27 protein-coding genes, 1 tRNA gene and 1 pseudogene are annotated in these 23,000 nt (G+C 60.5%); 18 read left to right on the top strand and 11 right to left on the bottom strand.

From position 1 onward, the window contains the following. Positions 1-7: 7 nt before the first annotated feature. The 3 genes from CAURIM_RS00650 to CAURIM_RS00640 are packed head-to-tail and all read left to right on the top strand — an operon-like array spanning position 8 to position 2,035. Complete coding sequence (locus CAURIM_RS00650; protein WP_201828824.1) at positions 8-1,159, top strand: molybdopterin molybdotransferase MoeA; 1,152 nt, start codon at positions 8-10, stop codon at positions 1,157-1,159. Then, on the top strand, positions 1,156-1,626 hold the full coding sequence (locus tag CAURIM_RS00645; protein WP_201828825.1) for a MogA/MoaB family molybdenum cofactor biosynthesis protein: 471 nt from the start codon (positions 1,156-1,158) through the stop codon (positions 1,624-1,626). Before CAURIM_RS00650 ends, CAURIM_RS00645 begins: the two co-directional genes overlap by 4 nt. Then, positions 1,616-2,035 (top strand): molybdenum cofactor biosynthesis protein MoaE, encoded by a 420-nt coding sequence (locus tag CAURIM_RS00640; RefSeq protein ID WP_201828826.1) that lies wholly within the window; start codon positions 1,616-1,618, stop codon positions 2,033-2,035. The genes CAURIM_RS00645 and CAURIM_RS00640 overlap by 11 nt, the downstream gene beginning before the upstream one ends. A gap of 398 nt (positions 2,036-2,433) precedes the next feature. Here CAURIM_RS00640 and CAURIM_RS00635 read toward each other — a convergent pair whose 3' ends face one another. Next, entirely contained in the window at positions 2,434-3,180 is a 747-nt protein-coding gene (locus tag CAURIM_RS00635; RefSeq protein ID WP_201828827.1) for a hypothetical protein, read from the bottom strand. A gap of 591 nt (positions 3,181-3,771) precedes the next feature. Between CAURIM_RS00635 and CAURIM_RS00630 the strand changes: the two are divergent. Beyond that, positions 3,772-3,875 (top strand): annotated as a pseudogene (locus CAURIM_RS00630) (transposase); the annotation flags it as partial. Positions 3,876-4,173: 298 nt separating this feature from the next. After that, a complete protein-coding gene (locus CAURIM_RS00625) occupies positions 4,174-5,199 on the top strand; it encodes a ThiF family adenylyltransferase (protein WP_201828828.1) in 1,026 nt (341 codons plus the stop codon). A gap of 137 nt (positions 5,200-5,336) precedes the next feature. On the opposite strand, the gene CAURIM_RS00620 is transcribed toward CAURIM_RS00625, so the two are convergent. Both CAURIM_RS00620 and CAURIM_RS00615 read right to left on the bottom strand, forming a co-directional pair. Beyond that, positions 5,337-5,651 carry a DUF4288 domain-containing protein gene (locus CAURIM_RS00620; protein ID WP_042528787.1) on the bottom strand — a complete coding sequence of 105 codons (315 nt, stop codon included), beginning with the start codon at positions 5,649-5,651 and terminating at the stop codon, positions 5,337-5,339. 54 nt (positions 5,652-5,705) lie between these two features. Next, positions 5,706-5,885, bottom strand: a complete 180-nt coding sequence (locus tag CAURIM_RS00615; RefSeq protein ID WP_201828829.1) for a hypothetical protein — start codon at positions 5,883-5,885, stop codon at positions 5,706-5,708. Positions 5,886-6,049: 164 nt separating this feature from the next. Between CAURIM_RS00615 and CAURIM_RS00610 the strand changes: the two genes are divergently transcribed. The 4 genes from CAURIM_RS00610 to CAURIM_RS00595 all read left to right on the top strand — a co-directional run bounded on the left by CAURIM_RS00610 (position 6,050) and on the right by CAURIM_RS00595 (position 8,124). Beyond that, positions 6,050-6,781, top strand: a complete 732-nt coding sequence (locus tag CAURIM_RS00610) for a DUF1648 domain-containing protein (protein WP_201828830.1) — start codon at positions 6,050-6,052, stop codon at positions 6,779-6,781. Between the two features lie 4 nt (positions 6,782-6,785). Beyond that, positions 6,786-7,529, top strand: a complete 744-nt coding sequence (locus CAURIM_RS00605) for an NAD-dependent deacylase (RefSeq protein ID WP_201828831.1) — start codon at positions 6,786-6,788, stop codon at positions 7,527-7,529. A gap of 61 nt (positions 7,530-7,590) precedes the next feature. Then, positions 7,591-7,845 (top strand): type II toxin-antitoxin system Phd/YefM family antitoxin, encoded by a 255-nt coding sequence (locus tag CAURIM_RS00600; RefSeq protein ID WP_408909952.1) that lies wholly within the window; start codon positions 7,591-7,593, stop codon positions 7,843-7,845. A 9-nt stretch (positions 7,846-7,854) separates the two neighbouring features. Continuing rightward, positions 7,855-8,124: a type II toxin-antitoxin system RelE family toxin gene (locus CAURIM_RS00595; protein ID WP_201828832.1), complete on the top strand. Its 270-nt coding sequence runs from the start codon at positions 7,855-7,857 to the stop codon at positions 8,122-8,124. A gap of 361 nt (positions 8,125-8,485) precedes the next feature. On the opposite strand, the gene CAURIM_RS00590 is transcribed toward CAURIM_RS00595, so the two are convergent. After that, positions 8,486-8,573: transfer RNA gene (locus CAURIM_RS00590), tRNA-Ser, on the bottom strand. Positions 8,574-8,726: 153 nt separating this feature from the next. Between CAURIM_RS00590 and CAURIM_RS00585 the strand changes: the two genes are divergently transcribed. Together CAURIM_RS00585 and CAURIM_RS00580 are read left to right on the top strand one after the other, a co-directional pair. Then, positions 8,727-9,623: an NAD(P)/FAD-dependent oxidoreductase gene (locus CAURIM_RS00585; RefSeq protein WP_201828833.1), complete on the top strand. Its 897-nt coding sequence runs from the start codon at positions 8,727-8,729 to the stop codon at positions 9,621-9,623. A 15-nt stretch (positions 9,624-9,638) separates the two neighbouring features. Continuing rightward, a complete protein-coding gene (locus tag CAURIM_RS00580) occupies positions 9,639-10,595 on the top strand; it encodes an NAD(P)H-quinone oxidoreductase (protein WP_201828834.1) in 957 nt (318 codons plus the stop codon). Here CAURIM_RS00580 and CAURIM_RS00575 read toward each other — a convergent pair. Further along, complete coding sequence (locus tag CAURIM_RS00575) at positions 10,592-11,803, bottom strand: aminotransferase class V-fold PLP-dependent enzyme (RefSeq protein WP_201828835.1); 1,212 nt, start codon at positions 11,801-11,803, stop codon at positions 10,592-10,594. The genes CAURIM_RS00580 and CAURIM_RS00575 overlap by 4 nt on opposite strands. A gap of 196 nt (positions 11,804-11,999) precedes the next feature. Between CAURIM_RS00575 and wzm the strand changes: the two genes are divergently transcribed. Beyond that, positions 12,000-12,851 carry a galactan export ABC transporter permease subunit Wzm/RfbD gene (wzm, locus tag CAURIM_RS00570; protein ID WP_408909955.1) on the top strand — a complete coding sequence of 284 codons (852 nt, stop codon included), beginning with the start codon at positions 12,000-12,002 and terminating at the stop codon, positions 12,849-12,851. 12 nt (positions 12,852-12,863) lie between these two features. Then, complete coding sequence (gene wzt / locus CAURIM_RS00565; protein ID WP_070561654.1) at positions 12,864-13,661, top strand: galactan export ABC transporter ATP-binding subunit Wzt/RfbE; 798 nt, start codon at positions 12,864-12,866, stop codon at positions 13,659-13,661. On the opposite strand, the gene CAURIM_RS00560 is transcribed toward wzt, so the two are convergent. Together CAURIM_RS00560 and CAURIM_RS00555 are read right to left on the bottom strand one after the other, a co-directional pair. After that, positions 13,658-14,548, bottom strand: coding sequence for a Fic family protein (locus CAURIM_RS00560; RefSeq protein WP_201828837.1), 891 nt, complete (start codon positions 14,546-14,548; stop codon positions 13,658-13,660). The genes wzt and CAURIM_RS00560 overlap by 4 nt on opposite strands. Before the next feature lie 63 nt (positions 14,549-14,611). Beyond that, on the bottom strand, positions 14,612-15,217 hold the full coding sequence (locus CAURIM_RS00555) for a GNAT family N-acetyltransferase (RefSeq protein WP_201828838.1): 606 nt from the start codon (positions 15,215-15,217) through the stop codon (positions 14,612-14,614). A gap of 42 nt (positions 15,218-15,259) precedes the next feature. Here CAURIM_RS00555 and glfT1 point away from each other — a divergent pair, with 42 nt between their 5' ends. Then, on the top strand, positions 15,260-16,165 hold the full coding sequence (gene glfT1, locus CAURIM_RS00550; RefSeq protein WP_201828839.1) for a galactofuranosyltransferase GlfT1: 906 nt from the start codon (positions 15,260-15,262) through the stop codon (positions 16,163-16,165). Here the strand turns inward: glfT1 and CAURIM_RS00545 are convergent. From CAURIM_RS00545 to CAURIM_RS00530, 4 genes are read right to left on the bottom strand one after another with little or no spacing between them, the layout of a single operon-like run. Beyond that, a complete protein-coding gene (locus CAURIM_RS00545; RefSeq protein ID WP_201828840.1) occupies positions 16,162-16,617 on the bottom strand; it encodes a GtrA family protein in 456 nt (151 codons plus the stop codon). The genes glfT1 and CAURIM_RS00545 overlap by 4 nt on opposite strands. A gap of 2 nt (positions 16,618-16,619) precedes the next feature. Continuing rightward, positions 16,620-17,009 (bottom strand): GtrA family protein, encoded by a 390-nt coding sequence (locus CAURIM_RS00540; protein ID WP_201829473.1) that lies wholly within the window; start codon positions 17,007-17,009, stop codon positions 16,620-16,622. 32 nt (positions 17,010-17,041) lie between these two features. After that, the gene (locus CAURIM_RS00535; RefSeq protein ID WP_201828841.1) at positions 17,042-17,908 is read right to left on the bottom strand and encodes a plasmid pRiA4b ORF-3 family protein; all 867 of its coding nucleotides are present in this window, start codon (positions 17,906-17,908) and stop codon (positions 17,042-17,044) included. A 20-nt stretch (positions 17,909-17,928) separates the two neighbouring features. Beyond that, entirely contained in the window at positions 17,929-18,351 is a 423-nt protein-coding gene (locus CAURIM_RS00530) for a hypothetical protein (RefSeq protein WP_201828842.1), read from the bottom strand. A gap of 36 nt (positions 18,352-18,387) precedes the next feature. Between CAURIM_RS00530 and CAURIM_RS00525 the strand changes: the two genes are divergently transcribed. From CAURIM_RS00525 to CAURIM_RS00510, 4 genes are all read left to right on the top strand, one after another. Beyond that, on the top strand, positions 18,388-18,666 hold the full coding sequence (locus CAURIM_RS00525; RefSeq protein ID WP_201828843.1) for a hypothetical protein: 279 nt from the start codon (positions 18,388-18,390) through the stop codon (positions 18,664-18,666). A gap of 148 nt (positions 18,667-18,814) precedes the next feature. Next, entirely contained in the window at positions 18,815-20,230 is a 1,416-nt protein-coding gene (gene dprE1 / locus CAURIM_RS00520; RefSeq protein WP_201828844.1) for a decaprenylphosphoryl-beta-D-ribose oxidase, read from the top strand. A 14-nt stretch (positions 20,231-20,244) separates the two neighbouring features. Beyond that, the gene (dprE2, locus tag CAURIM_RS00515) at positions 20,245-21,003 is read left to right on the top strand and encodes a decaprenylphospho-beta-D-erythro-pentofuranosid-2-ulose 2-reductase (protein ID WP_070520274.1); all 759 of its coding nucleotides are present in this window, start codon (positions 20,245-20,247) and stop codon (positions 21,001-21,003) included. 38 nt (positions 21,004-21,041) lie between these two features. After that, positions 21,042-22,976, top strand: a complete 1,935-nt coding sequence (locus CAURIM_RS00510) for a galactan 5-O-arabinofuranosyltransferase (RefSeq protein ID WP_201828845.1) — start codon at positions 21,042-21,044, stop codon at positions 22,974-22,976. Positions 22,977-23,000: the final 24 nt, after the last annotated feature.

Genomic DNA, 23,000 nt, shown 5'->3' with positions numbered 1-23,000 from the left:
GAACCTGATGCGCACCTATGAGGAACACCTCGCCGCCGTTCGCGCGGCCCTTCCGCAGCCCCGGGTGGTGTCCACTCCCCTGAGCAGCGCCTTCGGCCGACGTGCCGCCGCGACGTACCGTGCGGAGCAGGACCTTCCGCCTTTTGATAATTCGCAGATGGATGGCTATGCGCTTTCCACATGTGACGGCGGCACCTTCACCGTCGGCCGCACTATCGCGGCGGGGGATCCCCCGGGCTCGCTCGAGCAAGGCACCGCCCTGCCCATCATGACCGGCGCGAAGGTCCCCGAGGGCACCGTTACCATCGTCCCCGTCGAGCACTGCGAGCCCCCACGCTTCCCGGAGGAAGGCGCCACGGTCACGGTGCCGGCAGCCCCTGAGCAGTTCATCCGCCGCGCGGGCTCCGACGTCAAGGCAGGCACAACGCTCATCAACGAGCACGCGCTTCTCGACGCCCCCTCCATCGCCACCCTCGCCTCCCAAGGCCTGACCGAGGTCCTCACCGTCGCGCCCGCCCGCATCCTCATCTGCACCGGCGGCGCGGAAATCGGCGGCGACGGCGAGGCCACCATCCCCGATTCCAATGCACCGATGCTCGCGGCCTTGGCCGCGCAGTATGGCATCGACGTGGCTGGCTTCGTGCACACGAACGACGATCCCGATACTCTTCGCTCCGACCTCGCCGAAGCAGTCATTACCCACCGCCCCGATGTCATCGTTACTTCCGGCGGCATCTCCCACGGAAAATTCGAGGTCATCCGTCAAATCTTTGAAGAGGATGGCTGGTTCGGTCATGTGGCGCAGCAGCCCGGCGGCCCACAGGGCCTGTCCCGCCTTGGCGAGGTCCCCGTGGTCTGCTTCCCCGGCAACCCCATCTCCACGCTGGTGAGCTTCCGCCTCTACCTGGCACCCGTCCTTGGCCGCACGCCGGCTCCTTTCCACGCACACCTGGTGGAACCCGCGGATGGCCTTAACAACCGCGAGCAGTTCCGCCGCGGAACTATCAGTATTTCCGATGGCACAGCAACAGCCGCCTTCCTCGGCGGCACCAGCTCACATCTGATGTCCCAAGCCATCGGCGCTACTGCCCTCATCCGTATCCCGGCTAACACGCAGCTTTCAGCCGGCGACCTCGTGGAGGTGTTCCCGCTCTCATGACCCGACGCGCACTCGTCATCGTTGCCTCAACCCGCGCCGCCGCCGGTGAATACGAGGACCGCTCCGGCTCTATCTTGGTGAACTTCCTCCGTGAGCAGGGCTTCGATACCCCGGAGCCCCTCGTTGTCGCGGACGCCGATATCGACGCCGCCCTGGCCACCGCCTTCGCCGATGCCCCCTCCGTCATCCTCACCTCCGGCGGCACTGGCATCACACCGGATGACCGCACCGTCAAAGCACTCACCCCACACCTTGAGCGCGACTTACCCGGCCTGGCCCACGCCTTCTACGCGCACTCGGCCGCCATTCCCACCGCGGCGCTCTCGCGTACGGTTGCTGGCGTTGCTAACACAACCTTCGCCATGGCCCTGCCCGGCTCTACGGGTGCTGCCAAGGACGGCTGCGCAGTACTCGAGCCGGTACTTAACCACATCATCAACCAGCTGGAAGGCATCAATGAGCACTAACTACGGCCTTCTCGGCGCGCACATCAGCGCTGAGCCCATCACGGCCCCCGACATCGCCACTGCGGAAACGGGTGCTGTCGTTTTATTCGACGGCATCGTGCGCAACCACGACTCCGGCCGCGGCGTCAAGCTCCTTACCTACACCGCGCACCCCTCAGCCCAGCAGGAAATCGAGCGCGTCGCCGGCGAGGTCGCCGCCGACTTCCCGGCCGTCCGCCTCTGGTGCGCGCACCGCACTGGAGCACTAGAAATCGGCGAATCCGCCTTCATCGTCGCCGCCGCCTCCGCACACCGCAAGGACGCCTTCGAAGCGGCCTCTACCTGCGCCGACCGCGTCAAAGCGGAAGTCCCCATCTGGAAGGAACAACTCCACACCGATGACACCACCACCTGGGTAGGCCTGGAATGAACAGTCAGCGAGCGAAAATTTAAGTCCTTGTCGGTCAAAGCTTTGTTGAAACCGGAAAGCTTCCATCGCGTAAAGAAATTATGGCTGAAACAGGTATGTCCGGGTCTACTGTCAAGACGGCAATTGCGAGAACTGCCGTCTTGACAGACGAGGGGACAACCCTACGACGTTAGGTAGGTTGGACTATGGGTAAACATTCATTGTCCACGTCCGGTTGTTTGAGAACCATTTTCCGAGTTTTGCGCCCTTCCTATTAATGCGGTTATGCCTGCGCTCAATAGGGCTATCAAGGCGACTATCCAGCCAATGCCAGAGTACTCAACCTTGAAGGTCGTGAATATCGCCCCAGCAGCAGCGATAAATAGAAAAGAGGCAGTTAGTTGTCTCATTTCTATCATCTATTCCCATGAATTAAAAGCGCATCCCTCAATCACTCCAACTGTTGCCCCTGTAGCTGCAGATATGCATAGAAGGCAAGCCGTGCCTAGTGTAACAAGGCATCCCGCACTGCAAGCAATGCTCAGAGCTGCAACCGCCCATGAAGCGATTCCTTGGCTGCTCAAGCAATCGTTGAGAGCTCCCCAATTCATTCCGTAGGGGGTTACCATTCTCTCGCTGGGGGATGATGGATTGGTTGTCTGAGCGCCAACCTCCACAAACTCTTCCTTTTGTAAATCTCCGTTAACGAAGACGCTCACGGTTCCGGTGGTCTCCGTTGCTTGGGCAAGATTGATTTGAACGGTGTTCTCGAGAGTTCCCGTGGGAGAGAAACCTGCTACGGCTATGCTTCCATCCGTTAGTCCTTTAATCGGGGCGGAAGCATAGTAATATCCCTCAGGCGTTTGCTTGACGGAAATCGATTTATAATCAATAAACTGACCATTTTTCAGAACTGCATCCTCATTAAATGCTTTCTTCATTGAAGATTCGAACGAGGCTGCTTCAGCACCTAGGATCTGTCTATTTTCCTGCTCGGCTTGGGCGTTGTGGGCCAGTGAGTCAATTGCTGCACTGTTTGTAAACTCTGGTTCCGTTTCAGGGGATTGTGTTGATGGTGAGGCTTGGACTGCCATTGCTGGTGGCTGGGCCGTCGCCGTAGATACGGCAATAAAAGCTGCGGCTAGGCCTTTTGCTACTTTATGCATCCTGCGCTCCTTAGAGAATCTAGTTGGTGGTTGAGTCCCACATTGCCGACTGGTGGGATATGCCCATTTTCTACTTTTATGCACTATTTAACTCATGAAACCTGAGAAGAGGATACGAAAGTACCCTATTGGTGAAAAGGGGAACATTTGTGGACGAAGAATGGTTATCCTGAAGGATTATTTTTGGATGATGAGGAACCTTGTTCTCAGGGAAACGTACGGAGTCGGCGGCAGGCGGAACATGGGCATGTTTAAAATCACGCGGCGAGTTGTTGAAAAGAACCGTAGCGATTAACTGTTGCGTGTGGCATGAGTGCAAGGTTTTGGCGTTGCCGCGGAAGTCGCGCACGCGACTTCTTTGCCCCGCGTGATTGTCGCGTCCTGGCGTTCGCAGTCGCGTCTAGCGATTGCCTAACACGACCATAGCCGCCGAAACCTCGGCGGCTATTCTATGCTGAACTCACCGGACGAGTGCTTAGGCACTCTGGGTCATGGAACTCTGGGTCATGGGTCATGGTACATTTGCAGTAAACGTGCTTCCGCACTCCGTGCGGGGCGTGCCAGGGGAGCGACAACCACGTCAACCACCACAACGGCTACCGCCACCGACCACTGGATACACGGATTGGCACCGTCGATGTGGCTGTCCCGAAACTCGCCACAGTTCCTTCTTCCCTGACTGGCTGTTAGAACGAGGGTGTGATTAGTCCGTTGATGGCCAGCGCAGCCGACTTTGCTAACGCGAAAAGACTCGTTAGTTTCAGTGGTGCCCTAAACGATAAAAGCAACATGGCTGAGGCGAAGAAACCAAACAGGCTAGGTGCACCACTCTCACCACGCTCGTCCTATGTCAGAGTTGACGAAAACCAGCGGCTTTCCCAAACTCGCAGATAGGATGATGTTGTGGAGGTAGAAATCGCAACGATCGAGTGGGCCTCATAAGAAATAATTTGGAACGAAGACAAAGCTTAGGAAAACTCGGAGCACTTCAGAATGAGTCCACGCTACGCACGACAGGAAACCCTGTGGGGAACTGACACTCAAAAGCTCCTGGCTAACGCCACCATCGCCGTCATCGGCGCCGGCGGCCTCGGCTCACCTGCCCTTCTCTATCTCGCAGGCGCGGGAGTGGGGCGCATCCTGTTGTTCGACGACGACACCGTCTCCCTCTCCAACCTGCACCGCCAAGTCATCCACAGCACAGCAACCGTAGGCCAGCCCAAAACCGCATCCGCCGCCGAAGCCTTAAACGCCCTCAACCCGGAGTGCACCGTCGAGCAATTCTCGCGCCTAACACCCGATACCGCCTTGGAGCAACTGTGCGGCGCTGATCTCATCATCGACGGAACCGATAACTTCTACTCCCGCCACCTCGCCTCCTGGGCTGCCCACAAACTGGGCATTCCGCACGTGTGGGCCTCGCTCTTGGGATACGACGCGCAGCTCACCGTCTTCCACTCCGGCCACGGCCCGGTCTACGAAGACCTCTTCCCCACTGATCCGCAGGTGCCCTCCTGTTCGCAGGCCGGCGTGCTGGGACCGGTCGTCGGCGTGGCCGGCTCCGCCCTGGCTGTCGAAGCGCTCAAGCTCCTCACGGGCATCGGCACCCCGCTCATCGGCACGCTGGGCTACTACGATTCCCTCGCCGGGACCTGGGAATACATCCCCGTGCGCGCGAACGGCGCCACCCCGGCGCGCCCCGACAACCCCACGGACATCCGCGAGATCCCAGAGAACGCCACGCTTATCGACGTCCGCACCTCCCCCGAGCGCGCCGCCTCCCTCATCCCCGGCTCGCAGCACCTCCCGCTCGATGAGATCCTCGCCGGCCACAACCCGACCCTAGACCCCGCCGACCTTGCCGTCCTCTACTGCGCCAGCGGCCTGCGCTCCGCCCAGGCCGTCGAGGCCCTGCGCGCCCGCGGCTTCAGAAACGTCTACTCGCTGCGCGGCGGCATCGACGCCTGGCAAGAGCACATCTCCGAACTCTCGGCCGAAGCCGACGCCGAGGCGAGCTAGAGACCATTTCTCTTGAAGAACTAGAGGCTGAATGTGGCGTGGAAGATTAGCTTCACGCCACGCGGTGCGAAAGCCTTCCGAAAGCTAGCCAGGCCAACACAGAAGAGAGTCAGCAGGTTTCTTCGCGAAGTCTACGATTAATCAGCCAGCGGGTCAGTTCCGCCGAGCTTCATCTCGAAACGCTCGTAGTCCTCTAGGTTCGCAAAGTGCCGCGAGTAAAGATCGCAATCGCGGTCTACATAACCATAGAGGGCTGGCGCGACATCCACGATGTGCCGTACCTTCACATCCTCACCATCGGCCTGCTCGTTCGCCATCGCTTCAACGCGTTCTCGAGCCTTCTCGTCCGACTCCGCATACACAATATAAAAGTCCTCGCGGAAGAAGCTTTGGGCAGATGAACTGGACTTCTTAGCAAGCTCCATCACGACAATTCCAACATAAGGTTCCATTGCCGGCTACTGTCCTTTCCGGTTCTTGGTCAGCTTGGACTCGACTCTACCTGCTCACCCAGACCACGTAGCGTGGAAAGAATCAGCCGGTCGCCCTTTAAGCTCATTACCAATGAAGACCCATTCCGCACCCACGGCTTCAGCAACGTCTACTCGCTGCGCGGCGGCATCGATGCCTGGCAGGAGCACAACGACACATAGCCCGCACTCTTGCTCAGTCTCCTCTGCCCACATGGCATCTTGTAAAAGGCATCTATCAGAAGGCGTTTTCAGAGCCAAAAACGCCTTTTACCCCCGCGCAAATGGCGTTTTAATCCCAAAGATGCCTTTTGACAGATGCCATTTGCCAGACGCCTTTCGCAGAGGTCCTCGGCCGGTCGCCTTGTAAACTCACTGGCATGAGAAGCCGCCAGTATTACGTCGCTACCGCTGTGGTGTGTGCTCTCACGCTGGTGTACATGCTGCTGCGCTGGGATTCGGTGCCTGATCCCATCCCGGTCCACTTCGATGGCTCGGGCAACCCGGACCGCTTCGAGCCCAAATCTTTCCTCAACGCAACGGTCCTGGTGTGGATCGGCGTTGTGTTCGCCATTGCGCTGCCGCTGTGCGTGCCGCCGATCTCGCTGGCTCGAAAAACAATGGATGTTCCGGCAGAGTCAGCTCTTCCGTTCTCCGAGGCCACCGCACAACGCGCGGAGCTGCTCACGCAGAAGACCGCCACGTTCATTGCCCAAACAGTCCTCACCATGACGGTCTGCGTGTGCCTCACTGCGGTCTGCACCGTCATTCCGGATATCCCGTTCTCTGGCTTTCTCCTCGTGGCCGCGTGGATAGCCTTCACAGTGTTCATCATGATTCAGGGTGTCCGGTTAACGCTGACATCTGCGAAGGCCGTGAAAGCCATTCCCACCGACCATGATGAACAGGTTCGCAACGAAGCACTTCGTTTTGCCGGTGGCATGGGCGTCTACAACGAGCCCACAGACCCCATGTGCATGGCAGTCTTCCCCACGAATCCTTCGAAGCTGCAGATCAACACCGCACACGAACCTGGCCGCCGCTACCTATGGCGCATGGGCATCGCACTTAGCGCATCCATAGCATTCTGCGTGCTCATCGACGTACTCTAGATGCATGGAGCACCTGTTTGAGCGCGCACAGTCGATTCTTTCTGATGCCACCCACGTCGAGGTTTTCACCGGCGCGGGCATGAGCGCGGACAGCGGCATCGCCACGTACCGCGATGCGCAGACGGGCATCTGGGAGAACGTGGATCCGGTGGCGATGGCGTCGATAAGCGCATGGCGTACCGAGCCTAAGCCCATGTTCGCCTGGTACCTGTGGCGCGCACAGCTAGCGCAGCGGGCCGAGCCCAACGCCGGGCACCGCGCAATTGCCGCCGCACGCGGCATGACGGTGACCACGCAAAACATCGATAACCTGCACGAGCGTGCAGGAAGCCAAGACGTGGTTCACCTGCACGGATCCTTGTTCGCCTTCCGCTGCACCGATTGCGACACTCCGTATGACGAGGACATTGCACTGCCGAACGAACCGGTCGAGAGCATCACTCCACCCGAATGCCCCGTGTGTGGTGGGCTCGTGCGCCCGGGCGTGGTGTGGTTCGGCGAGGCCCTGCCCGACGATGAATGGGCCGAGGCCGAGCGCCGCATGTCCACCGCGGACGCGCTGCTCATCGTAGGTACCTCCGGCGTGGTCTACCCCGCCGCCGGACTGCCACAAATTGCCCACGCGCGCGGCATCCCCATCGTGGAAGTCACCCCGCAGCCCACGGACCTCTCACCGCTTGCCAGCGTGGTGGTCACCGCCACCGCAGCGGAGGCGCTGCCGCGCATCCTGGCGGGGCGGATCGGATAAACAGCAACCCTCTATCCCGCGGCCCTTGCCCACCAAAATGTACAAGATGTACATTTGCTGTATGAAAACGATGTCAGTGGCATCCAGTCAATTTCGCCAATCCCAAAGCCAAATTCTTGAAGAGGCACAGCACACACCCGTCGCCATCACTAGTCGTGGAACCCGTGTTCGCGCTTTTGTCGTCTCTCCTTCATTTTTCGCCCGCGCAGTCGAAGCACTAGAAGATCGTGAGGATGTGCAGGCCGCAGAGATTGCCCGAGGAGAAGCCGTAGAGATTTCACACGAAGACCTCAAAAAAGAACTCGGACTCACCTAATCGCCTTCTATGGCTGACTCCACTTATCACATCACCTATAAGGCATCCGCAGCCAAGGAGCTACGCAAGCTCGACAGGCCGACACAGAGGCGACTACTTGCTGCAATCGAAGACTTGGCCGTTACCCCTCGCCCGGATGGAGTAAAGAAGTTAAAAGCCTCGGACGACCTGTATAGAATTCGAGTCGGACACTATCGCGTGGTTTATGAAATCATAGACGGAAAACTCGTGGTGCTCGCCCTGCGCGTTGCTCACCGACGAGATGTTTACCGGAAATAGGCAAAATTCCTCTCAGATAAACAAAACCGGCCAGTCATTCCGCCCCCGAGAGGAGATGAATCCATGCTCTACCTTGTTCCAGGAGCTTTAGCGGGAATCACCTTTTACGCCATTCTCACAGCAGTGAGCTGGGCCATCGGGAAAGCCTGGCCACAACGGCGTCTAGGCGCACATAGCCGGTTAGCCATCCACTGCGTAGCTGCAGTTGCATTTTCGATTTTTCTCGCCGTCGCTGGCGGCGGAGGAAACTGGGCCACCCACCTGCAAATTAGCGGATTCCTACTGGCAGGATGCGTTCTGAGCTTCGTTACAGCCGCGCAGGACAAGAAGCAGAGCCTGAACAAATGACCCCCAAAACAATTGGCGGAGGCGGCGGGATTTGAACCCGCGGTGAGTTTCCCCACGCTGGTTTTCAAGACCAGTGCATTCGGCCGCTCTGCCACGCCTCCTCGTCACGCGTCAGCATGCACCGCGCGCAACACGTTCAGAGTACTAGACTCCGCCACGGGAGAAGAATTCGCCTCATCACGTTGTGCAAAGCGCCCAACACAACCTACTGAAAACCATTGCCGCACGCACCTTGCTCTGGTTTACTCGGGCCCATGCAGACAGTCGATACCCTCATCATCGGCGGTGGCGCGGCCGGCCTTCAGGCAGCACTGGTCATGGTCCGCGCGCGCCGCAGTGTCCTCGTTGTTGATTCCACCACTCCCCGCAACCGCTTCGCCCACGAAATCCACGGTGTCATTGCCCTCGAGGGCACACCACCCCTTGAGTTCCAGGAGCGCGGCAAAGAGCAGCTGCGCAGCTACGGCGTAACAATCGCGAACACCACCGTAGATTCCGTCACCGATAATGACCGCACGCTCACCGCCACGTTGAGCAACGGAGAGACCGTCGCGGCCCGCTCCATCATCGTCGCCAGCGGCGTGGACGATGTGCATCCTGACATCCCGGGCCTCGAAGAAAACTGGGGAGATACAGTCCTCCACTGCCCTTATTGCCACGGGTTCGAGGTAGCAGACGAGGCGCTCGGCATTCTCTGCATCGGCGAGTTCTCCCTGCACCATGCGGCACTCCTGCGCCAGTGGTCCAAGGACATCACCTTCTTCACCAACGGCATGGAGCTCACCGAGGAGCAGCGCGCGGACCTGACTCGGCGCGGCATTGCGCTTGTCGACGGCCCCGTCACCTCCTTCCAAGATGGAAAGGTCCTGGTTGGAGACAGCGAACATGCCGTCGACGCCCTGTTCTACATGCCTGTTCCTCACCCGCACGATGAGTTCCTCGCTGACCTCAACCTCGAACGCCACAGCCCGCCGGCTGCGATGGGCGGAAGCCTCATCAAGGTGGGCCCCGCCGGTGCCACCAGCCACCCGCGCATCTGGGCCGTGGGCAACGTGGTTAACCCGCCGGCACAGGTGGCAGTAGCGATGGGCGAGGCCAACGCCGCAGCCATCGCGGTCAACGCGTTTCTCGTCGAGGATGATTGGATTTAAGTACGGTGGTGTGGCATGAAAGCCATCATTCAGACCAATCTGGAAGACCCACACTCACTGGAGTTGGGGGAAGCCGATAAGCCACAACTCCAAGCCGGCGAAGTCCTCGTTAAAGTCAAAGCCGCCGGTGTGAACCGCGCCGACCTGCTCCAGGCCCGCGGGCACTACCCGCCGCCGCCGGGCGCTTCGGAGATTATTGGTCTCGAAGTCGCAGGCGAAGTCGTCGATGCAGGCGACACCGACGTCGAGGTTGGCTCCAAGGTCGGCGCACTGCTGGCCGGCGGCGGCTATGCCGAATACGTCGCCGTACCCAAGGGCCAGCTGCTGCCCATCCCCAGCGGCTATTCCTTTGCCGAGGCCGCCTCCGTCATCGAAGTGGCCTGCACCGTGTGGTCGAACATCGCGATGGAGGCGAAACTAGACAAGGGCCAGACCATCCTCATCCACGGCGGTGCGGGAGGTATCGGCACCTTCGCCATCCAGGTGGCGAAACAACTGGGCGCCACCGTCGCCGTGACGGCAGGAACCGCAGAAAAGCTCGCCACGTGCAAGGAGCTCGGCGCGGATATCCTCATCAACTACAACGAGCAAGACTTCGCCGAGGAACTAAAGAACCAGTGCGATGTCATCCTCGACATCATGGGCGCGAAGTACTTGAAGAAGAACCTCATCGCGCTGGCTAAGGGCGGCCACATGGTCACTATCGGCATGCAGGGCGGAACAAAAACCGAGCTCAATATGGGCATCCTCCTCAACAAGCGCCTGACGCTGCAGGGCACCACGCTGCGCTCCCGCTCGCTGGAGGGCAAGGCCGCCATCGTTGCGGACACCGTTAAAAACGTCTGGCCGTGGCTGGAGGACGGCAGCGTCAAGCACCACCTGCATCGCACGTTTGCGCTTGCTCGCGCCTCCGAAGCCCACCAAGCCCTCGACTCCGGCGAAGTCACGGGCAAGCTCGTCCTCGAGGTCTAAGCCAGGGACGCGACCACGCGGGTGAGGTGCTCAACGTCGTGGTACGTGCTAAACGGACTCAGCGAAACCGTGACAGCACCGCCGACCTCTTCCACGCCCATCTCCGTGAGCAGCGGCGTGTGCGGGGCGGTGGTCGTAACCAAGCCATTGTCGAAGAGCCGGCGGTGAATCACATCCGCAGGCACATCGCGCACGGCGAAGGTCAGGCGCGGGAGGCGGTCATCGGAGGCGTCGGCTGCCGCCTCACCCGTCACCCCAAGGATGTGAACGGCCGGAAGCGTGCCCAACAAGCTATAGAGATCCCCCGTGAGATCCTCCATGTAGCTCGCGAGGGCTTCCATCGAACGCGTCAGGCGCACGCGGCGCGAACCGCGCTCCCCTCCTGCGAGTTCCGCCAGATGATCCACCAAGGGACCAACGCCACCCGCCAAGCCCGCGGAGACCGGGCCAACGACAAGCTCATCGAGGCGGCGGAACATCGCGGTATCGCGGAAGACCAGCGCCGCCATCTGCGGGCCACCCAGAGCGCCCACATCCACGCCGAGGATATCCGCCCCAATCGCATCAAAGTCGAGGAGACGGTAGGGGGCGATCGAGGAGACGTCGACAAGCACCCAGGCGCGCGAACGCTCATGGACCGAATCAATAATCTCCGAGGCCGACGTGACCGTGCCCAGCAGCTCGTGGGCGGCAGAAAAAGCGACAAAACGCGTCGAGCCATCAACCAGATCAGCGTATTGGAATGCCGGCAGCTCACCCGTACCCAAGTCCGGCTGCGCCCACCGAATATCGGTACCAAGGTGCGCAAACGCGCTCGTAAACTCCGGCGAATCAAAGCGGGAGAGCACCACCGAGGATTGGCGGCGCAGCAGCGGGCGCAGTGCAACGCCCAAAGCCTGGTACAGCACCGGCAGCGACGGGCCCAGGATGACCCGCTCCGCCGTGGCACCCGTGAGATCCGCCACCGCCCGGCGCGCGGAGGCATACATGTCCGCCGCGTGGAGCTCCCCTGGTTCGTGATGCGCCGAGTGCGCGCCCACGGCATCCTCCAGCGGTTTCACCGTGGCGGACATGCGGAAAGAGCGGGCAACACCAGAGGCCACGCGTTCCGCAATCTGCGGCGCGGCGTGTGCGTTCAGGTAGGTCCAACCATCGGACAGACCAGTGTAAAAACCTCGCACGCTGGCGACGTCATACTGTTCCGTCATGCTTCAACCCTTCCTCCCGATGCGGATGAACGCTCCCTACTCTATACGCCCCATGTAAATCTTTCCTAACCCTCGATTTTCCCAGCTCGTTCGTGTTTTCCCAGGTTAAGGGCGTGTGTGTAGGTGTTTGGCGGAGGTGCGCGCTAGGGTGAAGGACGTGCAAGACAAGAAAAACCTGCGTGACGACGTAGCCCGCATGACCTCCACGCCTGCACCCGGTGAGGAGCCGGCCTCGCGTTCCATGACCATGTCGGCGGCCTTCGCCGATCTGTTGCAAGGCGCTCGCCAGCGCGAGCTGTGGTTCAAGCTGGGCATCCAAGACATCAAGCAGCGCTACCGCCGCTCGGTGCTGGGTCCGTTCTGGATCACCATCGCGACCGGCGTGATGGCTGCGGCGCTTGGCCTGCTGTACTCCATGCTCTTCCAGATCCCGGTTGCAGAATTCTTGCCCCACGTGACTGTGGGCCTGATTATGTGGAACTTCATCTCCGGCGCCATCAAGGAAGGATCGACGGTCTTCATCGACAACGAGGGACTCATTAAACAGCTGCCCGCACCACTATCGGTGCACGTCTACCGACTTGTCTGGCGGCAAACCCTCTTCTTGGGCCACAACCTCATCATCTGGCTGCTGCTCATTCTTATCTTCCCGCGCCACTTGGGCTGGGAGTTCTTCCTGTTCATCCCGGCGCTAGGACTCTTCCTGGTTAACGGCGTGTGGGTAGCCATGTTCTTCGGCATCATCGCCACCCGCTTCCGTGACGTCGCCCCGCTGCTGGAGGCTCTGACCCAGCTGCTTTTCTACGTCACGCCGATCGTGTGGATGACCAACACCCTGAAGGAACAGGGAGGTGCCGTGGCCAGCCGCGCGCGCATCGCTGAGATCAACCCGCTCTACCACTACATGGAGATCATCCGCGCCCCTATGATCGGCGAGCCCGTCGCCGGTTATCACTGGCTCATCGTCATCGGCTGTACCGTCGCCGGCCTGCTCATCGCCGGCCTGGCCATGCGCCAGTGGCGCTTCCGCGTCTCCTACTGGGTCTAGAAAGGATCGTCCATGGTTTCCATTGATACGTATAACGCTTGCGTGGACTTTCCCATCTTTGATGCCAAGTCCCGCTCCCTCAAGAAGGCGATGCTCTCCACGGCCGGTGGCTCCATTGGCAAGAATGACCAGAACGTGGTCATGGTGGAAGCGCTCAAAGACATCAACCTCCACCTGCGCGAGGGCGATCGCGTCGGCCTCGTCGGCCACAACGGCGCGGGCAAAACCACTCTGTTGCGCCTGCTCTCCGGCATCTACGAGCCCACCCGCGGCGCCGCCGACGTGCGCGGGCGCGTGGCCCCCGTCTTCGACCTCGGCGTGGGCATGGACCCAGAGGTCTCCGGCTATGACAACATCATCATCCGCGGCCTCTTCCTGGGCCAGACCATCAAGCAGATGAAGGCCAAGATGGATGAGATCGCGGAATTCTCTGAGCTGGGTGATTACCTCTCCATGCCGCTGCGCACCTACTCCACCGGTATGCGCGTGCGCCTAGCACTGGGCGTGGTGACCTCCATTGAGCCGGAGATCCTGCTTCTCGACGAAGGCATCGGCGCCGTCGACGCCGCCTTCATGGCCAAGGCCCGCGTCCGTCTTCAGGACCTAGTGAAGCGCTCCGGCATCCTGGTCTTTGCCTCCCACTCCAACGACTTCCTGGCGCAGCTGTGCGATACCGCCCTGTGGATCGACCACGGCCAGATTCGCTCGGTGGGCGAGGTCTCCGAGGTCGTCGGCGAGTACGAAGGCCCTGAGGTAGGCCAGTACGTGCGGGATTTGCGCAAGCGCTTCGACAACGAGGAAAACGCCTAGCCACGGCCTTTGTTGTCACTGCCATACTGCGCATCAATCATCCACGTTCCGCGCTGTCGGAAGGCCGGGATGCTACCCCGCGCCGCCTTATTGGCGGCCGCGGACCCAGAAACGCCATTAGCCTTTGCCCATTCCGATAGACGAATCACCTTCGGCGCGGTCATGAGCGTTATACGCTTGTGTAGGGACTCGATGAGTTGCCGAGCGATAAGCGTGCTCAGCGCAGAGAAGTCCCCACTAACTGGGTAGCCACGGAACACAGGATAATAGTGGCGCTCTTTTCCCTTGTTCGGAATGATGATGGGCGGCGCCCCTAACTCCAAGAGCTGTTGATTGATAATGACGCGCCCGATGCGCCCATTGCCGTCTGAAAAAGGATGAATGGTTTCAAATTCCGCATGAAACCGCGCGATTCGGTCAACAAAGAAGCTGGTGTCCTCGTAGTATTCGGCAATGGCTGTGTCCACCAGCCTGTCCACGTATTCCGGGTTGGCCCCCATATGAGCGCCCACGCGAACCCACTCCCCCCTTCGACGAAAGCGCCCCGCCCAGTCGTCATTGATGCCGCGAAGCAACATGCCATGCAGTCGCAGAATGAGGTGTGCATCGAGCTTACCGACGCCCCGAATAAGTTCCTCAGTCACGTCCGCCAGGTTTTTGGCCTCAAAGACTTCCCGTAAATCGTGGGCTCTGGCGGTGAACCCCGCCAAGATGTTCTCGGTGTCCTCCAAAGTCAGCGTGGAATTCTCAATGGCGTTCGAGTTATACACCGACTCCGCCACCTCTGCGCGTGCAATCTCCGCAATGGCCTCGGAGTTGTCCTCCCGCAACGCTGCATATTGATCAAGAAGAGCGTCAATTCTTGAGGCGGTCCGCACGTTAAGCATGCCAATATTCTACAAGTTTCCGTGAAAATGAGTAGAAACTCTCCCATTTTCACGAATTATTCGTCATACTGCGAAGTTTGCTCCCAGAAGCTCGCGCAGTTCCTCACTCATCCCGGCCACAATCACTTCCGGCCCCGGCTGGTAGTCCTCTTTGCGCAGCACGGCCTTGTTGCCTTCGATGGTGTAGCCCAGCTTGCGCGATACAGCCTGGGACGCCTCGTTCCCCGGCTCCCATTCTGAACGCAACCGGCTCGCACCCAGGTAATCAAAACAAAAAACCGCAGCGGCGTGGCGGACCTGCGTACCAATGCCGCGGCCCTGAAGGCGGTGGTAGATCCACGATCCGGTTACGACCTCATGGTTATCGGGAAAATTCTTTGCCCGCAGATCCACCGAACCAATGACTTCACCATCAAGATGCACTCCCAAGTCGAGCGACCACTCCTCCGGGGACATCTGCGCGCGGTGCGCCCACCGGAAACCTGGATCAGGCTTCTGCTTCAACCACGGAAACGTGTAATCCGGTAGCGGCTCGCCAAAAATCTCGGCGGCAGTGACACCATGAATCGCAGCGATGTCGCTATCACGCAGCACGCGTAAGGTCAGCTCACCTACGTGAACGGAAACCCTAAAAGGAGCCCACATTTCTTCGATACTTTTTACAGCCATGGCAGCATCGTATAGTTCATTACAGGTGGCACAATAGAACCCATGACTGCCACCCTGTCCCAGGCCGGAAAAACGGCCGCTGTGATCGTCACCCACCAGCGCGTGGAACTGCTACGCGCCTCCCTTGAGCAGGTGGTGAACCAGACGCACCCGGTGCAATGGGTCATCGTGGTGGATAACGGCGCGGAAGCAGCAGTGGAGGATCTCCTCCACGAACTAGCCGGCGAGCGCGGCATCTACGTGCCTTCCGAAACCAATCTGGGCGGCGCCGGCGGCTTCGCGTTGGGATTCCTGACGGCTCTGGCCCTGGGCGCGGATGCGGTGTGGTGTGCGGATGATGACGGACGCCCCGCCGACCACCAGGTGCTCGAGGAGCTCTACCGAGTTGCGGAAAACAACGCACTCCACGAAGTCTCCCCCGCCGTGTGCAATATCAATGAACCCGCCAAGCTGGCCTTCCCACTGCGCCAGGGCCTGGTGTGGCGCCGCTACATGAACGAGCTGGAGGGTGACTTCCTCCCCGGCATCGCCTCCCTCTTCAACGGCGCACTCATCTCCGCAGAAGCCATGGAAATCATCGGCGTGCCTGACTACCGCCTGTTCATTCGCGGCGATGAGGTAGAGTACCACCGCCGCCTGGTCAACTCGGGCCTAAACTTCGGCACCGCGCTGACCACGAGCTACCTGCACCCGGATGGCTCCGATGAGTTCAAGCCCATCCTCGGCGGCAAAATGCATACCCAATACCCGGAGGGCGAGTTCAAGCGCTTCTTCACCTACCGCAACCGCGGCTACCTGTTGTGGCAGCGCGGCATGCGCAAGCTGCTACCGCAAGAATTCGCGCGGTTTGGCTGGTTCTTCATCGTGCAGCAACATGACGTGAAGGGCTTTATGGAGTGGCTGCGCCTGCACAACCGCGGCCGCAAGGAAGATTTCCGCCGGCCCTAAACCTCAAAGGACTTGCGCGTGCTGCGGAAAATCACCCACCGCTGCACAAAGAAGTTGATAAGCGTTGCTGTGCCCTGGGCAATCACGAAAGCCACTGCCAGTGCCCAAGATGAAGGCCAGTCCAGTGTGTGATCAAAGAATGGGAAGGTCCAGCGATACAGCAGAATGTTGATCGCATAGGTCATTGCGTAGGTGGCAAACACGGCAGCAAAGCGGCGCTTCGATGCCCGCGCGTTGAAGGTCCACCGCCGATTCAATAGATAAGCCACCAAGGTGCCGGCGGCAAAGCCAACGGTCCGCGAGGCCACATCGCCGAATACCCCTAAGCCAATTTGAAAGAGCCAGGTCAGGGAGACGTCGATAAGCGCGGCAATGGCTCCCGTGATTGCGAACTTCGCGCCCTGCGCCTGCAGGGAATTCGACCGTGAGAGGCGTTCGGCGCGACCAGCCATGGTTACTTTCCTTTGAAGATGAAGGCGCGCTGAATGGCGAAGTTGGTCACCGTGGCAACGCCTTGTGCGATGACGAAGGCGATGGTGTCCTTGACCGCGCCGTCAAAGCCCAAGCTGATCAGCGGGGCGTTGAGCGCCCAGTACAGGAAATTCTGTACTGCAAAGGTGGACAGGTACAGCAAGCCCACGGCACCGGCGGTGCGGCCGGAAACCTGAGCACCAAAAGTCCACCGGGCATTGGCCACATAGGCGGCGATAGTGCCGAAGACCCAGCCAATCGCCTTCGCCAAAGAACGGTGCAGGCCTAGGTACGTCAGAAAAAGGGTAAGGCCGTAATCAATCGCCGCGGTGAAAACACCGACGGACACGAAGCGCACGAGCTGGGTCTTCATGCTAGAGGTAGGTTCAGTCACGGCGAGATACTTTACCCGCGGACAAGGGCGCGGTAAATGTCCAGGCGGTCCACGGGCGCGACGGCGTTGTCACCATAGGCGCCGAGGGATGACAAAACCTTAAGCGACGCCGAGCACAGCTTCCGAATCGCTGAACCACGTAGTTCCTCGCCATCATCGTCGACCCAGCCCAGAGCGGCCATGGCGGTCTCTACGACGGAATCAGTCAACTCGCGCCCGCCCATGCAGGACAGCGCCAAAGCCATGGACCAAAAAGCATCCTTGCCCTCATTCGTCACCTCGCGCGGCAAGGTGCGCAGCTGGCGGAATGCCTGAGCATCAATGCTTACCTCACGCTTCAGATCCAGCGCTAGGAGGAGCGGAACGAAGTCGTAGAGACGGGTTCTCTCAATCAGCGCGCGAACGGGACTAATGACAAGATCCAACACCTCATCGATGGTTTCCTGGCCCGTGAGCTCCGCATTCACGGCGGTGAGATCAAAGGGGGTCTGGAAAGAACCGGAACCGCCCACGCACAGGGCCTCCGGCGTCCCGCTATCGCGCGGGTAGGTCTCCACCACAACGATTTCGAAGTCCCACAGCCCCCAGGCGTAATCAACCTGCTCGCCTTCGCGGCTCAAGAATTCGCGCACGGTGTGGCTCGGATCGATGCGCTGGCCGCGGGCATCTGTGTGCTCGAAGAAGTGCCACGGTGAATCCTCTTGTGGCAGCCCGAAGCAGATTTCAAGAATGTGGTGGAGCTCTTCCAACGTGAGCGCGTCAGAGAAACCGATCTGGCGGTGCACCTCGGCCTCAGCGCGGACGTTAGACACCTGGCACAGGAGGGTTTCACCACGATTGGCGCGGACCTGCGCCAAATCTGTGACCTGTGAGCTCATGTGCCCCACCATACGCATTTTTAGTTACGTGCGGTGAGCTCGCGTGCTTCGAGCTCGCTGAGGATGAAGACGATGGCAGCACTGATTCCGCCCCATACCGTCCACGGTTTTGCCACGCCGCGGCGGCGAATAAATCGGACCACGCTCTGCTCAGTCTTGATGGTGATCCATCCGCCCAGCACCAGAATGGCGAAGGCAACCGGGATGGCCCACACGGGAACGTCGGGAGTCTCCGGTTCCGGGAGGCCCTCGTGGCTCTCTGCATTAGTAACGGCCACGAGCGCGCCGAACCCGAGGAAGGACAGCACATAGGCGAAAACAAGCGCAGTCTTATTCTTGATCCAGTCAGGGAACGCGGTCATGATGCCCACGGCCGCGGCCTGGGTGATGCGTCCAGCGAGGGTGTCATCCAGCGCATAATTGTCTTGCTTAGGAGAGGTCATACCGCCCCACTTTAGGCGGGCGGTAGGCTACCGTGCATGTACTCCTCTAAAAAAGAGCATCTCACCCCGGCACAGCGAGCAGCGCAAGATGAGCGCGCCGAGGAAGACAAGCGTCACGGCCACTTTCTGGCCACCGAACACACCTCGCTGCCGCTCAATGGTTTTATGACGCGGCTCATCGCGGAGGAACTGCCCATCCTCGACTCAGCTTCGCGCGGGCGCGTCTATGAGATCCTGCGCGGGTACGAAGGCCCGGAGATTACCTCCCAGGAAGAGCTGCCGGAAGAGATCCGCGAGATTATGGATCTGTACTAATTCCGAACTAAAACCACACAACCAGACAGTACAAATGTTCCGTTTACTTGGCTTTTGTACCTAATCTCACGTTTTCACTCACGCCACTGGCACTGCCACCTAGGTAGGGTGGAAAACCGACCCATCACATCGAATCAAAGAGTAAGAGATGGAACTGCATACTACTGAGAAGTCCCTCCACGGTTGGGGCCGCACGGCGGCGACAACCGCCCACGTTTTGTCCACCCCAGACGTCGATGTCATCAAGACGGCCGTCGCCCAGGTGGCTGAGGACAACGCTGATAAGCCTTCCCACCTGCGCCGCGGCGTCATCGCCCGCGGTATGGGCCGCTCCTATGGCGACCCGGCGCAGAACGCCGGTGGCCTCGTCATCGACATGCAACCGCTCAACAAGATCCACTCCATCGATCCGGAGTCGGGCATTGTCGACGTCGACGGTGGCGTCACCCTGGACCAGCTCATGAAGGCCGCCCTGCCCTACGGCCTGTGGGTTCCGGTTCTGCCAGGTACCCGCCAGGTCACCATCGGTGGCGCTATCGGCCCCGACATCCACGGCAAGAACCACCACTCCGCCGGTTCTTTCGGCGACCACGTCACCTCCATGGAGCTGCTCGTCGCCGACGGCCGCGTACTACATCTGAGCCCAGAGGGCTCAGATGAGGATCCAGAAGGAGATCTTTTCTGGGCCACCGTCGGCGGCATGGGCCTGACCGGCATCATCCTGCGCGCGCAGATCAAGATGACCAAGACGGAAACCGCCTACTTCATCGCGGATACCGACCGCACCGATAACCTCGATGAGACCGTGACCTTCCACTCCGATGGCTCGGAGCACAACTACACGTATTCCTCCGCGTGGTTCGACGTCATCTCCCCGGAGCCAAAGCTGGGCCGCTCCACTATTTCCCGCGGCTCCCTGGCCACCCTGGAGCAGCTCGAGGAGCTCGCCCCGAAGCTGGCGAAGGACCCGCTGAAGTTCAATGCCCCGCAGCTGATGACGGTTCCGGATATCTTCCCGAACTTCACCATGAACAAGCTCTCCCTCATGGCTATCGGCGAGGCCTACTACCTCATGGGCGCCCCGGCGCGTAACCAGGTCAAGAACCTCACGCAGTTCTACCAACCGCTGGATCTCATCGGCGAGTGGAACCGCGGCTACGGCTCCAACGGCTTCCTGCAGTACCAGTTCGTGGTGCCGACTGACGCCGTCGAGCCCTTCAAGGACATCATCCGCGACATGCAGAAGTCCGGACACTACTCCGCGCTCAACGTGTTCAAGCTCTTCGGCCCGGGCAACAAGGCCCCGCTGTCCTACCCGATGCCGGGCTGGAATGTCTGCGTGGACTTCCCCATCAAGCCGGGCTTGGGCGCCTTCCTCGACGACCTGGATAAGCGCGTCATGGAATTCGGCGGCCGCCTCTACCTGGCCAAGGAGTCCCGCACCTCGGCGGAGAACTTCCACAAGATGTACCCGGGCCTCGAGGGCTGGCTCAAGACCCGCAACGACATCGACCCGACCGGCGTCTTCGCCTCCGATATGTCCCGCCGCCTCGAGCTGCACTAGAAAGGAATCACCTCATGCTGAATGCAGTAGGCCAAGCACAACACATCCTCCTTCTCGGCGGCACCTCCGAGATCGGCCTGGGCATCGTCGAGGAATTCCTCGAGCGCGGCCCGGCCAAGGTCACTCTGGCGGCACGCGCCGACTCCCCGCGCATCGCGGATGCCCGCGCGACCATCGAGTCCCGCGGTGGCGACGTTGAGGTCATCGACTTCGACGCGACTGACTTCGAGGGCCACGGGGACGTCGTCAAGCGCGCCTTTGAGCGCGGCGACGTCGACGTTGCCATCATCGCCTTCGGCACCCTCGGTGACCAGGAAGAGCTGTGGCAAGACCAGGCCAAGGCGGTCGCCTCCGCCCAGACCAACTACACCGCACCGGTCTCCCTCGGTGTCTTGCTCGGCCAGAAGTTCAAGGAGCAGGGACACGGCACCATCGTGGCGATCTCCTCTGTCGCCGGCATGCGCGTGCGCCGCTCCAACTTTGTCTACGGCGCCTCCAAGGCCGGCGTGGACGGCTTCTTCATCAACCTCGGTGAGGCCCTGCGCGGCTCCGGCGCCAACGTGCTCGTGGTCCGCCCGGGCCAGGTCCGCACCAAGATGTCGGCGGAAGCCGGCGAGGCTCCGCTGACCGTCAACGTCTCCGACGTGGCCAAGGCCACCGTCAAGGCGGTCCTGGATGGCAAGCAGTCCATCTTCGTGCACCCGCTGTTTGAGTACGTATCCTTGGGATTCAAGTTCATCCCGCAGGCAATCTTCCGGAAGCTGCCTTTCTAAAGTTCCGCTAAGTCCACGGCGTGTGGGAGACTACTTACATGACTGAGTCTCCCACCATGTCGTCTCCCACCATTGAATATGACGTCGACCGCCTATCGCGTCGCGCCAGCCTCGTGGGTATCGCCGCCGCCGCTTTAGGTGGCGGCCTTGTTACGTTGATTGGTTTCTTCGCCTTTAAGACGGTCTCCCTCCCGGCGTTCAGTACGTCGATGGTGACCCGCGCGTTGAGCACGGCGGGAACTGCGCTCACCGTTCTGCTGGTGGGCGCTCTGTGCGCGTGGTGGATTATTAGGCCGCGCCCCCGTTGGCGGACGTGGCTCACCACTGCTGTCTGCTACATTTCGCCCGCGCTGCTCACTCTGACCAGTATCGGCCTGCCTCTGTCGGCCTCCCGCCTGTGGCTCGACGGTGTCCAAGTCGACCAGGTATTCCGCACCCAATTCCTCACCCGCGCCACAGAGGCCAGCTCTTATGCGGACATGAACTACGAGGGCCTGCCTACCTTCTACCCGCTGGGCTGGTTCTGGATGGGTGGGCGGCTCGCCAACCTTCTCAACATGCCGGGCTGGGAGGTCTACCAACCCTGGAGCCTCATCTCCCTGGCCATGGCCGGGTGCATCCTGGTTCCGCTGTGGCAACGGCTTACCGGATCCCTGCCCGTTGCCACCGCCATTGCCTTGACCACCACGGCGGTGACCCTGACCATCGGTGCTGAGGAGCCCTATTCCGCCGTCATCGCCATGGGTGTCCCAGCGGTGGCCGTCCTCTGCTCGCACGCTTTCTATAGGGCTTCCTGGTTCTCCACCGCCGCAATCGCTATCTACTTGGGAGTCTCAGCCTGCTTCTACACGCTCTACACGGGCGTCGTGGCGCTGACCATCGTCAGCCTCATTGCACTCGTCACCGGTGTCGCCGAGCGCACATGGGCTCCCTTCGTGCGCCTTGTTGCCATCGCGGTCGGTTCCCTGGCCATCGCCGCGCTCGCCTGGGGTCCCTACCTCTACGGGGTCCTGCACGCCACTGCCCCGCTGGAATCCACCGCGCAGCACTACCTGCCAGAAGAGGGCACCCAAATCCCGGCGCCTTTCCTTTCTTTGTCCGTCATCGGCGTCCTCAGCCTGATCGGCTTGATCTACCTCGTCATGCGCATCGACGAGCCCGAGATCCGAGCCATGAGCACCGCGCTCGTCGGCACCTACCTGTGGACTTTGGCCTCCATGGTCATGACCCTTGCCGGCAGCACGCTGCTGGGCTTCCGCCTCGAGCTTATCGTCGCGGTGCTTTTCGCCACGGCCGGCATTCTCGCGCTGGCCGACGTCCGCCTCATGGGCCTTCCCACGCTTTATCCGGCAGGATTCTCTGAAGCCACCAGCAAGCGCGTAACCCTGGCCTTTGCCATCCTCATGGGGCTTGGCGGCGTTTACTATGCCCAGCAGATCCCGGCGACAAACGTGACCGCCTTGGATCACGCCTATACCGATACCGACGGCTACGGGGAGCGCGCGGACCGCTACACCAGCGATTCTTCCGCTAACTACGGCAAGATCCGCGAATTCATCGATGCCCAGGGCTACGAAGCCAACGACACGGTTGTCCTGACCGATGAGAAGCTCTTCATGGCCTACAACCCCTACTACGGGTTCAACGCCTTCACCAGTAACTACGCTAACCCGCTGGGAGAGTTCATCACCCGTAACCTGCAGATTGAAGAGTGGGCTTCCGAGTCCTGGGAACAAACTCCGAAGGAATTCTCGCATTCCCTCGAGTCCTCACCGTGGCGCGGCCCAGACGTGCTCATCTTCCGCGGTAACATCAAGGAACCCGGGGATGGCTACAAGACGCATTTGGCAGAAGACATTTACCCCAATCAGCCCAACGTGCGCTACCGCGCGGTGTTCTTCAACCCGGAGGTCTTTGAAGAGGGTTGGAACACGCAACAAATCGGCCCCTTCATCGTGGCGGCGCGATCTTAAGAAGCCAAGGCGGTGACGTAGACT

This window comes from Corynebacterium aurimucosum, from assembly GCF_030408555.1.
GTDB classification, from domain to species: Bacteria; Actinomycetota; Actinomycetes; order Mycobacteriales; family Mycobacteriaceae; genus Corynebacterium; species Corynebacterium aurimucosum.
Note: the sequence above shows the minus strand (reverse complement) of the source record. Positions and strands in the feature narration are given on the sequence as shown.